This is a genomic window from Agromyces larvae (assembly GCF_022811705.1).
Classification (GTDB): domain Bacteria; phylum Actinomycetota; class Actinomycetes; order Actinomycetales; family Microbacteriaceae; genus Agromyces; species Agromyces larvae.
In genome coordinates this window covers 3956259-3968889 of sequence record NZ_CP094528.1, presented here as the reverse complement: position 1 = coordinate 3968889, position 12631 = coordinate 3956259, and the positions used below count along the sequence as shown (strand labels likewise).

Sequence of the window (12631 nt, the reverse complement as noted above, 5' to 3'; positions counted from 1 at the left end):
GTGGGTGGTGCGCGTCACTGCTTGACGCTTCCGGCGCTGAGCCCCGACTGCCAGAACCGCTGCAGGCCGAGGAACGCGACGACGATGGGGATGATGGTGAGGAGCGACCCGGTGATCACCAGGTTGTAGATGGGCTGGGCGCTCACCCCGGTGGCCTGGGCGCTCCACTGGTTGAGGCCGACGGTCAGCGGGTACCAGTTCGGGTCGCTCAGCATGATGAGCGGCAGGAAGTAGTTGTTCCAGGTGGCGACGACGGTGAACAGCAGCACGGTCACGATGCCGGGCGCGAGCAGGCGGATCGAGATCGTGAAGAAGGTGCGGAACTCGCCGGCGCCGTCCATGCGGGCGGCCTCGAGCAGTTCGGTCGGCACCGAGTCGACGGCGTAGACCCAGATCAGGTAGAGCCCGAACGGGCTGATCAGCGACGGGATGATGATCGCCCACGGGGTGTTCGTGAGCCCGAGCTGGCTGAACATGAGGAAGGTCGGCACGGCGAGCGCGGTGCCGGGGACGGCGATCGCCCCGAGCACGACGGCGAAGATCGCGCGCCGCCCGGCGAACCGGAACTTCGCGAGCCCGTACCCGGCGAGGGTCGCGAGCAGCGTCGCGCCGCCGGCGCCGACGACCACGTAGAGCAGCGTGTTCCCGAGCCAGCGCAGGAAGATGCCGTCGCGGTAGGTGAGGGTCTCCCAGATGTTCTGGAACAGCACGAAGTCGTCGTCGAACCAGAGGCCGAAGCTGGAGAACAGCCCGGCCTGGGTCTTCGTGGAGTTGATCAGGAGCCACAGGATCGGCACCAGCGCGTAGAGGGCCAGCAGCGCCATCAGGATCGTGAACGCGACCGATTTGCGGGGCTTCAGCGGTGAGACCAGCGGGCGGGTCATCGCACCTCCTTGCGGGAGCCGCGGAGCTGCACGACGTAGGCGATCACCGCGGTGATCACGCCCATCACGATCGCGACCGTGGCCGAGTAGTTGTACTGCTGGCCCGCGAACGACAGGTTGTAGGCGTACATGTTCGGGGTGAAGAACGTGGTGATGATGTTCGGCGCGAGCGTGCGCAGGATGTTCGGCTCGTTGAACAGCTGGAAGCTGCCGATGATGGAGAAGATCGTGGCGATGACGATGGCTCCGCGCAGTGCCGGGATCTTGATGGCGGTGACGACCCGGGTCGGCCCGGCGCCGTCGATCGCGGCGGCCTCGTAGAGCTCGGTCGGGATCACCTTCAGCGCGGAGTAGAAGATCAGCATGTTGTAGCCGACGAACTCCCAGGTCACGATGTTGCCGATCGAGAGCAGGATCCAGTCGCGTGCGAAGGGCGCGAAGACGGATGCTCCGAGCCAGTCGTTCACGTTGCCGACGAGCCCGAACTTGTCGCCGTAGATGAAGCCCCACATGAGCACGGCCACCACGGCGGGCACGGCGTACGGCAGGAAGACGGCGATGCGGAAGAAGCCCGAGGCGTGCAGGCGCGCGCTGTCGATGGCGAGCGCGGCGACGAGTGCGATCGCGAGCATGATCGGCACCTGGACGACGAGGAACAGAAGGACCCGCAGGAACCCGTCCCAGAACTGCGGGTCGGCCATGAGCTGCGCGTAGTTCTCGAGGCCGACGAAGGCGTTGCCGCCGACGAGCTGCTCGCGGAAGAGGCTGAGCCAGATCGAGTACGCGACGGGCGCGATGAACACAAGCAGGAACACCACGAGGAACGGCGCGGTGAAGGCCAGGCCCTTCCACTCGCTGCGGTTGCCGCGGCGTCGGAGTATCGGCGGGGACGTCGTCGTCATCTGAGTCCAATCGGGCATGTTCACGTCAACATGCTTCGCCGAGACCGTAGCATGTTCACGTCAACATCCGCCAGTCTCGAAATGTGACCGCCGACGAAGGAGCCCGATGACCGCCACCGCCCGCCGCCGCGGCCCGTCGATGGCCGATGTCGCCCGACAGGCCGGCGTCTCCGGCCAGACCGTGTCGCGCGTGGCGAACGGCCGCGCGAACGTCGATGCCGAGACCCGTGAACGCGTGCTCGACGCGATGCGCACGCTCGGCTACCGCCCGAACAGCGCGGCGCGGGCGCTGCGCAGCGGCCGGTTCCACTCGATCGGCGTCATCATGTTCACCCTCTCGAGCTTCGGCAACATGCGCACCCTCGACGCGATCGCCGCGGCGGCAGCCGACGCGGGGTACTCGATCACGCTCATCCCCGTCCCCCACCCCACGAGAGGCGAGGTCTCGGTCGCGGTCGACCGACTCGCCGAGGAGGCGGTCGACGGCGTGATCATCATCGTCGAGGCGCACCTGCTCGACGAGAGCGACATCGAACTGCCGCCCGAGCTGCCCGTCGTGGTCGTCGACTCGACCGCCGGCGACCGGTACACGGTGGTCGACACCGACCAGGCCCACGGCGCTCGTCTCGCGACCGAGCACCTGCTCGGCCTCGGGCATCGCACCGTGCACCACCTCGCCGGCCCCGACCGTTCGTACTCCGCGACCCACCGGCGCGAGGCGTGGGAGGCCACGCTGCGCGCCCACGGCGCCGAGGTGCCCCAGGTGCTGGTCGGCGATTGGTCGAGCGAGTCGGGCCACGCGCACGGACTCGCCCTGGCATCCGACCCCGAGGTCACCGCGATCTTCGCCGCGAACGACCAGATGGCCCTCGGCGTGCTGCGCGCCCTGCACCAGTCGGGTCGGCGCGTGCCCGACGACGTCAGCGTGGTCGGCTTCGACGACATGGAGGAGGCGCGCAGCTACTGGCCGCCGCTCACGACGGTGCGCCAGTTCTTCGGCGAGGTCGGCCGGCGCTCGGTCGAAGCGCTGCTGCACGAGGTCGAGACGGGCGAGCGGCGCGCCAGTGCTCTCGTGCCCACCGAACTCGTCGTTCGCGAAAGCTCGGGGCCGCGGCACGCGGCATCGACCGGTGCGGGCTCGGCTGCCGCGTCGTAGGCTCGACGCAGCGCACGACGACCGGGGGGACGCGATGGGCGAACAGCGCGAGACCGACCACCACCTCGTCTCGCACGATCGCTACGAGGAACTCAAGGAGGCGTACAACCGCCGGGCGCGCCGACGGGCCGCCGCGATGGTCGACTACGCGCCCGACGGGCGGCCCATCCCGCGCAGCACGCGCATCCACGGGGACGACGACAGCGACTGAGCGCGCTCGGCCCGCTGCGCGGCCTCACGGGTACAGCGGCAGCAGCCACGGCACCATCGTGATCGCGACGATGAGCACCACGACCGTGAACGGTGCGCCGATCTTCAGGAAGTCGGCGAACCGGTAGCGCCCCGGACCGAGCACGAGCGTGTTCACGGGCGACGAAACCGGCGTCATGAACGCCGCCGATGCGGCGAGCACGACGACCATCGCGAACGGATACGGCGAGGCGCCCAGGTGGTCGGCGGTCGCGATCGCGACCGGGCCCATCAGCACCGCCGTCGCGGTGTTCGAGACGAACAGCCCGATGACCGCGGTCGTGATGAACAGGCCGGCCAGCAGCAGCGTCGGGCTGCCCTGCCCGAGCGTCGAGGTCAGCGCCGTGACCGCGATGTCGATGCCCCCGGTGCGCTCGAGCGCGAGCGCGAACGGCAGCATGCCGACGATGAGCAGCAGCGTCGGCCAGTGGATCGACCGGTACGCGCTCGGCATGTCGATGCAGCCGAACAGCCCCATCAGCAGGCACGCGATGAGCGCGGCGATGACGTTCGGCACGATGCCGGTGACCATCAGCACGACCATCACCACCACGCTGAGAAGCGCGAACGGCGCCCGATTCGCGGCGGGCGACTGCTCGCGCACCTCGGCGGGCAGGGCGAGCGAGAGGAAGTCGGCGCTGCGGGAGGTCAGCCGCTGCACGTCCTCCCAGGCGCCCACGACGAGCAGCGTGTCGCCGAGCTGCAGCCGCTCGGCGTTCAGCGCACCCGGGATCGCCTCGGTGCCGCGCCGCAGGCCGATCACGTCGACCCGGTAGGTGTCGCGGGTGCGCAGCTCGCCGACGGTGCGGCCGAGCGCGGCCGAGTTCGGCGGCAGGATCATCTCGCCGAGCCCGACCTCGCGGGAGCGTTCGGTGAGGAACCCCGGCGCCGTCCGCAGCGGGCGCAGCCGGAGTCGTTGCAGCGTCGGCACCAGGTCGTCGCGACGTTCGAAGAGGTCGACGAGCAGCACGTCGCCGCGCGCGATCCGGGTGGCCGGGGCCGACGCGGTCACCTCGAGGGTGCGTCGCAGCCACCGCCGCCGCTCGACGCCGATGACGTGCATCCCGTGCGCACGCAGGCCGAGCTCGCCGAGCTCGCGCCCGATCAGCGGCGACCCGCGGTCGACGCGCACCCGCCGTTCGCGGTCGGCGAGCCGGTAGTCGCCGATGAGCTGGTCGTACGTGCGCGCCCGGCGGCTCGACTCGTCGGCCGGGTCGGAGCCGAGGAACCGACGGGCGACCAGCAGATAGCCGATGCCGAGCGCGAGGATCACGAGACCGAACGGGGTGACCGAGAAGAACCCGAACCCGTCGGCGCCCGCACGCCGGAGTTCGGCGTCGATCACCAGGTTCGGTGCGGTCGCGATGAGGGTGAGCATGCCGCTGATCAGCGCGGCGAAGCTGAGCGGCATCATGAGCTGCCGCGGCGAGACGCCGAGCCGTGCGGCGATGCTGAGCACCACCGGGATGAAGATCGCGACCACCCCGGTCGAGCTCATGAACGCGCCGAGCAGCGCGACGCTGAGCATGAGCAGCACGATGAGCCGGGTGCTGCTGGTGCCGGCCGTCGCCGACAGCCAGTCGCCCAACCGGTAGGTCAGGCCGGTGCGCGAGAGCCCCTCGCCGATGACGAAGAGCGCGGCGATGAGCACGACGTTCGGGTCGGCGAAGCCCGAGAGCGTCTCGGGCACGGTCAGCACCCCGGTGAGCGGCAGCGCGACGAGCAGGATGACCGCGACGACGTCCATGCGCGGCCGGTTGATCGCGAACATGGCGATCGCCGCGATCAGCATCGCGAGGACGACCAGCAGCTGCCAGTTCACATGGCCACGGTATCGCTCAGCCGCGCAGCAGCGCGCGAAGGGTCTGGATGGTGTCGGCCTCCTCGGGCCGTTTGTCGTCGCGGTACTGCTTCACCCGCGCGAACCGCAGCGCGACCCCGCCGGGGTAGCGGGTCGAACGCTGCACGCCGTCGATCGCGATCTCGACGACGGTGACCGGTGCGACCCAGACCGTGCCGGCGGTGCGCCGCACCTCGATCTCGGGGAACCGCTCGGTCTGCCAGCGCAGCAGGTCGTCGGTGAGGCCCTTGAACGTCTTGCCGACCATGACGAACCCGCCGGGCTCGCCGAACTCGCCGTCGGGGTCGAGCGCCCCGAGGTGCAGGTTCGACAGCCAGCCGGTGCGCCGGCCCGACCCCCACTCGCAGGCGAGCACGACGAGGTCGTACGTGTGCACGGGTTTGACCTTGACCCAGCTCGACCCGCGGCGACCGGCCGCGTACGGCGACTCGATCGCCTTCACGACCACGCCCTCGTGCCCGGCGCCGAGCGCGTCGCGGGACACCTGCTCGGCGATCGCCGCGTCGGCGGTCACCACCCCGGGGATGCGGTGGTCGGGGGCGATCCGCTCGAGCTCGGCCAGGCGTGCGGCGAGCGGTTCGTCGATCAGGTCGCGCCCGTCGACGTGCAGTACGTCGAAGAACCACGGATGCAGCACCGCTTCGCGGCTCGCGTCGGCGCCGAACCTCGCCATCGTGTCCTGGAACGGCCGGGGCGCGCCGTGCTCGTCGAGCGAGAGGGTCTCGCCGTCGAGGATCGCCGACTCGACCGGCAGCCCGCGCACGACCTCGACCACCTCGGGCAGGCGGTGGGTGATGTCGGCGAGGTTGCGGGTGAACACCCGCACCTCGTCGCCGCGGCGGTGCGCCTGGATGCGCGCGCCGTCGAGCTTGAATTCGACGGATGCCTCGCCGGTCTGCCCGACCGCGTCGGCCACGGTCGGCGCGGTCGCCGCGAGCATCGGCAGCACGGGGCGCCCGACGACGAGGCCGACCGCGTCGAGGTCGGCCGCCGTGCCGGTGAGCGCGAGCCGGGCGGTGTCGCCGAGGTCGCCCGAGAGCATCGCGGCGCGACGCACCGACGCGACGGGGCGGTCGGCGGCACGGGCGATCGCGTCGAGCAGCACGCCCTCGAGCGCGCCCGTGCGCAGCTCGCCCAGGATGATGCGGGCGAGCAGATCCTGCTCGGCGGCGGTGGCTCGGGCGGTGAGCGCGCGCAGCGCCCCCGCGCGCTCGGCGGACGACCCGGTGCCGGCCTCGACCGAGGCCAGCCGGTCGAGCGCGGCGTCGACGTCGAGGACGTCGAGGGTGGGGGCATCCGCCGCATCGCCCATGGCCGCGCCGATGCCGCGCCAGCCGACGCCGATGCGCCCCTGCCGCGGCTTGCCGGTGAGGAACCCGACGGCCGGCGCGATCTCGTCGGGTTCGAGGCGGGCGAGCAGCCCGGCGAGCGCGTCGACCTTCGCGAGGCGCGACCGGGTCGAGGCGACCGTCTCGGCTGTCTGCACCACCTCGTCGAATCGCACGCGGCCAGTCTGGCACCGACCGCCGACACGCGGCCGGGTCGAGCCGGGGTCAGCCGATCGCGCGCGCCACCTCGCCGACCCGGGCCGAGAACCTCTCGAGATCGGGCTCGTTCGAGGTCGGCTGCAGGATGACCGAGGTCGCGCCGGCCGCCGCGTACCGCTGCACCGCGGCCACGACGTCGTCGACGTCGCCGGCGGCGACGAGCGAGTCGTCGGCGTTCGGATGCCACGGGCGCAGATCGGCGATCGCGCGCTCGCGCGCGTCGGCGCCGCCGAACGCCGCCATGACGAACACCACCACGTCGGGCGCCCCGGCGCGGCCGGTCGCCTCCCGCCCCGCTGCGACCGTCGCGACGGATGCGGCGATGCGCTCGGTCGACGCCCCGGCGGGGATGATCGTGCCGTCGGCGACCTCGCCGGTGAGCTGCAGGGTCTTCGGGCCCTCGCCCGCGGCGAGCACCGCGGGCGCCGCGGCGGGCGGCCAGTCGAGCCGCACCCGGTCGAGCCGCACGTACCGCCCGTTCGTCGTGACCTCCTCGCCGGCGAGCAGCGCCCGCAGCGCGGGCACGTACTCGCGCATGAGCGTCAGCGGCGACGCGACCCGGGCCCCGACCTGCCCCATCCAGTCGAGGACGCCGTGCCCGACGCCCGGGATGAGCCGACCCGGGAAGAGCCGCTCGATCGTGGCGATCTCCATCGCGGTGAGCGCGACGTTGCGCAACGGCATGGGCGCGATGCCGATGCCGACCCGCAGCCGGTCGGTCCAGGCGAGTGCGGCGGCCGCCGCGGCGAACGCCGACTCGCGGAAGCAGTCCTCCCACAGCCACAGCTCGGGCACGCCGGCCCGCTCGGCCGATTCGACGACGGCGCGGAAGCGCTCGGGCGGGAACGCCGGCTGGAAGATGACGCCGATGCGCGGAGCCCGCGTCATCGTGCGAACGACCGCCCGTGCACCTCGCTGACGCGGATGCGCACCCAGCGGTCCTTGCGCTCGGGCGCCCACGGCTCGATGCCGAGCAGTTGCGCCGCCTCGACCTCGGGCTCGCTCGAGAACTCCTCCGCCTCGCCCTTCACGACGACGCTCCACGCCTCGGAGTCGCTGTAGCCGTCGACCTCGAACGCGACCCGCGAGTGCACCATGATCTCGAGCAGCTTCGACCCCGGCGCGGTGCGGAACACGATCGTCTCGCCGTCGACCGCGAAGTTCACCGGGTAGATGTCGACCTCGCCCGCCGCGGTCGTCGCGATGCGCCCGAACGGCGACGCCACGATGCGCTGCCAGCACTCCTCTTTGTCGAGGCGTCGGGTGGGTTCGCGGTCTTCGATCTCGTCGTCGGCTGCAGCGGTCATGGCCCAAGTCTGCCGCTCCGGGACATCGCGCGGAAGGGCGGACGCCCAGCGTGGCCGCGTACCCTCGTGGGGTGAACGAGACGGAGTGGCGCGCCCGCGAGGCCGCGCACGCGACGCGAGCCGATGCGCTCACCGCGGCGCGCCGCGAACGGACGTCGCGCGGAGCGACGCATCCGGTCGAGGACTTCCTGTTCACCTACTACGCGTACTCGCCGAGCCTGCTGCGCCGCTGGCATCCGGGCGCGGGCGTCGAACTGGCCGACGCGGCCGGCGAGCCGCGCGCCGGGTGGCGCTGGTACGCACCGGGCGCTGCGCCCGGCTCGCTCACCGTCGACGCCGCGGCGATGCGCGCCGAGAAGGCGCCGCTGCTGCGCTCGATCGAGAAGCTGCTGCGGCTCACGGCCGCACGCCCGGCATCGTTCGGATGCTTCGGGCTGCACGAGTGGGCGATGGTGTACCGCCAGGCCGAGCACCGGCACGCCGTGCCGCTGCGGCTCGGGCAGGCGGGCACCGACGAGGTCGTCGAGGCGCACGACCTGCGCTGCACCCACATCGACGCGTACCGCTTCTTCACCCCCGACGCGGTGCCGCGCAACCGGTTCGCGCCGACCCGCGACACCCAGCCGGAGCTCGAGCAGCCCGGCTGCCTGCACGCCGGCATGGACGTGTACAAGTGGGCGGTGAAGCTCGGGCCGCTCGTGCCGGGCGAGCTGCTGCTCGACGCGTTCGAGCTCGCCCGTGACATCCGCACCCTCGACATGGAGGCCTCGCCCTACGACGCGGCCGCCTGGGGCGGGGTACCGGTGCGCATCGAGACGCCGGAGGGCAAAGCCGAGTACGTGCGCCGGCAGCGCCGGTTCGCCGAGCGGGGCAACGCGCTGCGCGAACGACTGCTCAGCGCGGCGTTCCCGGCTGCCCGGCGAGCCACTCGTCGAACGACTGCGTCGTGAGCTGCGCGCCGGGGCCCGCCAGCACGTCGCCGCGCCGCATCGCCGCCATCTGCTTGCCGGGCACGGTGAGCGGCACGACCGGACCGCGCAGGCCGCGCGCGGCGGCCACCTTGCGCACCATGTCGACGAGCTGCTCCTCGCGGGGCCCCGCGAGGTCGGCGACCCGACCGGCCGGCTCGCCCTCGGCGAGATCGACGAGCCGCGCCGCGACGTCGTCGGCCGCGACCGGCTGGGTGCGCGCCGTGGGCGCGAGGTGCAGGCCGGCGAACGAGAACCGGTCGAGCATCTGCTGCGCGAACTCGTGGAACTGCGTCGCCCGCAGCAGGGTCCAGGGCACCTGGCCCGCCTCGACCTCGCGCTCCTGCGCGAGCTTGCCGGCGTAGTACGCGTACGGCGCCCGATCGACGCCGACGATGGAGAGCGCGACGTGGTGACCGACGCCGGCGGCCTGCTCGGCGGCGAGCAGCGACCGGGTCGCGGCGGTGAAGAAGTCGATCGCGTCGCCGGCCTTCAGGGTGTTGCGGTTGCTCACGTCGATGACGGCATCGACCCCGTCGAGCGCGTCGGCCAGCCCGTCGCCGCTGACGAGATCGACGCCCGCCGAGCGCGACAGCACGACGACCTCGTGCCCGCGCTCGCGCGCGACGGCGACGACCTTCGAGCCCAGGAGGCCGGTGCCTCCGGCGACGGCGATCTTCATGGCTGGTCCTTCCATTCGACGGTCACCAGCTTCGACCGGATGCCACGCCCGGCTGTGACACGGATCCTCAGAGCCGCCAATACCCGCAGAAGTCGATGTTCGGCTTGGCGACGCCGACGGTGTTGACGAGGTGGCGGCGCACGCCCGTCGCGAGCTTCGACTCGCCCGCGGCGAACGCGTCGAGCGAGGCATCCAGTTCGAGCTCGTGCACCCGTGCGAGCGCCGCGGCCCCCGCGTGCGCGGCGTCGCCGCGGTCGACCCAGTGCACCTCGACGCCGTCGGGCGCATCGACCGGCCGACGGTCGTCGAGGTCGGGCACCTCGATCACCGCGTGCCCGCGAGCATCGCGGGGCAGATCGCGCAGGATGCCGGCGATCGCGGGCAGCGCGCTCTCGTCGCCGACGAGCAGCACGCGATCGGCGTCGGCGACCGGGCGGTAGCCGCAGCCCTGGTCGATGAGGGCGACGGTCGCGCCGATCGGCAGGGTCTCGGCCCACGGCCCGGCCACGCCGGTGTCGCCGTGCACGACGAAGTCGATGTCGAGCTCGCGCGTCTCGCGGCGGAACTCGCGCACCGTGTAGTTGCGGATGACCGGCCGGGTCGCCTTCGGCAGCATCAGGTACTTGAGGTACGCCGCGGTGGTGTACGTCTCGGAGAGGTTGTCGAACCGGGTGTGGTCGCTCGTCGGCACCGCGAGCCGGAACCACTGGTCGAATCCGACGTGGCGCCAGTCGGCGAGCGCGTCGCCGCCGATGGTGAGCCGCACGAAGTGGGGTGAGATGCGCTCGGCGCGCACGACGTCGGCGGTGACGAGGCCGGTCTCGGCGTGCGTGATGGCGATGTTGCTCGAGGCCACGGGTTCCTCCGGGTGACAGGGCAGGTGAGGCTTACCTTACCCGGTCGACGCCGCCCGTGCGTAGACCCCCGCCAGTCGCCCGAGATGCGCGCGCAGTTCGACGGGCGACTCGACCGTGAACGGCATGCCCAGCATGCCGATGTACGCCGCGACCGTCTCGAGCGTGTCGGCGCCGGTCACCAGCACGGATGCCTCGTCGGACACCGCTTCGACCACGCCGACCGCGGGGTGGATGCGCGCGAGCACGGCCTCGGCCGGGGCATCCACCCGCAGCCTCGCGTGCACGTTCCAGCCGCTCGCCGCGACCTCCCGCATCGTGAACGCCGTGTAGTCGCCGCCGGGCACGAGCCGCGGGGTGAACCGCCGGCGGGTCGGCATGCGGGGGGCGATCCAGTCGGCGCGGTAGACGTGCCACTCCCCCGACTCGGGCACGCGCCCGACCAGGTACCAGCGGCGCTGCCACGCGAGGAGGCGGTACGGCTCGACCAGGGCGGGGTCGCCGCGGTAGTCGAAGCGGAACCACTCGGCGGCGCGGATGGCGGTCGCGATCGCCTGCAGCACCGCGGGGTCGACCTCGGGGTCGGGGGCATCCGTGCCGGTGTTCTCGGGCGCATGGTCGACGACCTGGGTGACCGCCTCGACGAGCGGGCGAAGGCGCGCGGGCAGCACCTGCTCGAGTTTGGCGAGCGCCCGCGCGCCCGATTCGGCGACGCCCGCGACGCCCTTCACCGCGCGCAACCCGATCGCGACCGCGACCGCCTCCTCGTCGTCGAGGAGCAGGGGCGGCATGCGGCCGCCCGCCCCGAGCCGGTAGCCGCCGGCGGCGCCGCGCACCGCATCGACCGGGTACCCGAGCCCGCGCAGCCGCTCGACGTCGTTGCGGACGGTGCGGGTCGACACGTCGAGGCGCCCCGCGAGTTCGGGCCCGGTCCACGACGGCCGCGATTGCAGCAGCGCGAGCAGTGCGAGCAGGCGGGTGGCGGCTTCGGCCATGGGCGGCTCCTTCCGAGTCCGGCGGAACGGATCTCGCGAATCAGGAATCATCCGTTCCTGTTTGGATCGTACCTTCGGAGACATGAACATCGCAGCCATCCGCCCCTTCACCGTCGCCGTCCCGCAGGCCGACCTCGACGACCTCGCCGACCGCCTCGCCCGCACCCGGCTCCCCCAGCCGGCGCCCGGCGACACCTGGGAGACCGGCACCCCGAACCACTACCTCGCCGACGCCGTCGCCCGCTGGCGCGAGTTCGACTGGCGCGCGGTCGAGGCCCGCATCAACGCGGTGCCGAACTTCATCGCCGAGGTCGACGGGCAGCCGATCCACTTCCTGCACGTGCGCTCGAAGCACGAGCAGGCGACGCCCCTGCTGCTCGCGCACACCTACCCGGGCTCGGCGATCGACTACCTCGACGTCATCGACGCGCTCGTCGACCCGGTCGCCCACGGCGGGCGGGCCGAGGACGCCTTCCACGTCGTCATCCCGGATGCCCCGGGCTTCGGCTTCTCGAACCCGGTGCGCGAGCCGGGGTGGACGACCGCCCGCGTCGCCCGCGCCTACGACGCGCTCATGCGCGCCCTCGGCTACGAGAGCTACGGCGTGCACGGCTCCGACAACGGCGCGATGGTCGCGCGCGAGCTGGGCCTGGCCGAACCCGAGGGATTCCTCGGCCTGCACGTGCTGCAGCTCTTCTCGTTCCCGTCGGGCGACCCGAGCGAGTTCGAGCATCTGACGCCCGCCGACTACGCCGGCCTCGAGCACATGCAGTGGTTCCAGCGCGTCGGCGGGTACAACACGATGAACGCGTCCCGCCCGCAGACGATCGCGGCCGCGCTCAGCGACTCCCCCGTCGGGCTGCTCGCCTACAGCGAGCTGTTCGAGTCGTTCGGCAACGGCACCTCGAAGGTGCCGCTCGACGCGATCCTCGCCGCGGTGAGCGTCGCCTGGTTCACGAACTCCGCGGCCGGCATGGCGCGCGCCTACTACGAGAACGCGCAGGATGCTCCGGAGCCCGCCGTGAACCACTCGCCTACGGGGGTCGCGGTGTTCGCCGACGACTTCCAGACGATCCGGGTGTTCGCCGAGCGCGACAACGACCGCATCGTGCACTGGAGCCGGTTCGACGGCGGCGGGCACTTCGCCGCCCTCGAGGCGCCCGAGGCCGTGGCATCTGACCTTCGCGCCTTCTTCGCCGGGCTGCGCTCGGCCTGACCGGGCTGCG

Annotated in this window: 13 protein-coding genes; 4 read left to right on the top strand and 9 right to left on the bottom strand. The window is 72.3% G+C overall.

All coding sequences use genetic code 11. The features are described 5' to 3' along the window. Window positions 1-14: 14 nt before the first annotated feature. Entirely contained in the window at window positions 15-884 is an 870-nt protein-coding gene (locus MTO99_RS18845; RefSeq protein ID WP_243555765.1) for a carbohydrate ABC transporter permease, read from the bottom strand. After that, on the bottom strand, window positions 881-1786 hold the full coding sequence (locus MTO99_RS18840) for a carbohydrate ABC transporter permease (protein ID WP_243559192.1): 906 nt from the start codon (window positions 1784-1786) through the stop codon (window positions 881-883). Before MTO99_RS18840 ends, MTO99_RS18845 begins: the two co-directional genes overlap by 4 nt. Before the next feature lie 106 nt (window positions 1787-1892). Between MTO99_RS18840 and MTO99_RS18835 the strand changes: the two genes are divergently transcribed. Further along, window positions 1893-2942 (top strand): LacI family DNA-binding transcriptional regulator, encoded by a 1050-nt coding sequence (locus MTO99_RS18835; RefSeq protein ID WP_243555764.1) that lies wholly within the window; start codon window positions 1893-1895, stop codon window positions 2940-2942. A 34-nt stretch (window positions 2943-2976) separates the two neighbouring features. Continuing rightward, window positions 2977-3153, top strand: a complete 177-nt coding sequence (locus MTO99_RS18830) for a hypothetical protein (RefSeq protein WP_243555762.1) — start codon at window positions 2977-2979, stop codon at window positions 3151-3153. A 24-nt stretch (window positions 3154-3177) separates the two neighbouring features. On the opposite strand, the gene MTO99_RS18825 is transcribed toward MTO99_RS18830, so the two are convergent. The 4 genes from MTO99_RS18825 to MTO99_RS18810 are packed head-to-tail and all read right to left on the bottom strand — an operon-like array spanning window position 3178 to window position 7906. Then, entirely contained in the window at window positions 3178-5013 is a 1836-nt protein-coding gene (locus MTO99_RS18825) for an SLC13 family permease (RefSeq protein WP_243555760.1), read from the bottom strand. 16 nt (window positions 5014-5029) lie between these two features. Next, window positions 5030-6556: an ATP-dependent DNA ligase gene (locus tag MTO99_RS18820; protein WP_243555758.1), complete on the bottom strand. Its 1527-nt coding sequence runs from the start codon at window positions 6554-6556 to the stop codon at window positions 5030-5032. Window positions 6557-6605: 49 nt separating this feature from the next. Continuing rightward, window positions 6606-7487 carry an LLM class flavin-dependent oxidoreductase gene (locus tag MTO99_RS18815; protein ID WP_243555756.1) on the bottom strand — a complete coding sequence of 294 codons (882 nt, stop codon included), beginning with the start codon at window positions 7485-7487 and terminating at the stop codon, window positions 6606-6608. After that, the gene (locus MTO99_RS18810) at window positions 7484-7906 is read right to left on the bottom strand and encodes a pyridoxamine 5'-phosphate oxidase family protein (RefSeq protein WP_243555754.1); all 423 of its coding nucleotides are present in this window, start codon (window positions 7904-7906) and stop codon (window positions 7484-7486) included. The genes MTO99_RS18815 and MTO99_RS18810 overlap by 4 nt, the downstream gene beginning before the upstream one ends. A 71-nt stretch (window positions 7907-7977) precedes the next feature. Between MTO99_RS18810 and MTO99_RS18805 the strand changes: the two genes are divergently transcribed. Further along, on the top strand, window positions 7978-8856 hold the full coding sequence (locus MTO99_RS18805) for a 3-methyladenine DNA glycosylase (protein WP_243555752.1): 879 nt from the start codon (window positions 7978-7980) through the stop codon (window positions 8854-8856). Here MTO99_RS18805 and MTO99_RS18800 read toward each other — a convergent pair. From MTO99_RS18800 to MTO99_RS18790, 3 genes are all read right to left on the bottom strand, one after another. Further along, entirely contained in the window at window positions 8801-9556 is a 756-nt protein-coding gene (locus MTO99_RS18800) for an SDR family oxidoreductase (protein WP_243555749.1), read from the bottom strand. The genes MTO99_RS18805 and MTO99_RS18800 overlap by 56 nt on opposite strands. Before the next feature lie 67 nt (window positions 9557-9623). Further along, entirely contained in the window at window positions 9624-10412 is a 789-nt protein-coding gene (locus MTO99_RS18795) for a siderophore-interacting protein (protein WP_243555748.1), read from the bottom strand. A 36-nt stretch (window positions 10413-10448) separates the two neighbouring features. Then, window positions 10449-11405 carry a helix-turn-helix transcriptional regulator gene (locus MTO99_RS18790; RefSeq protein WP_243555746.1) on the bottom strand — a complete coding sequence of 319 codons (957 nt, stop codon included), beginning with the start codon at window positions 11403-11405 and terminating at the stop codon, window positions 10449-10451. Between the two features lie 82 nt (window positions 11406-11487). On the opposite strand from MTO99_RS18790, the gene MTO99_RS18785 reads away from it, so the two are divergent. Next, window positions 11488-12621: an epoxide hydrolase family protein gene (locus tag MTO99_RS18785; RefSeq protein ID WP_243555738.1), complete on the top strand. Its 1134-nt coding sequence runs from the start codon at window positions 11488-11490 to the stop codon at window positions 12619-12621. The last annotated feature ends 10 nt before the right edge of the window (window positions 12622-12631 follow it).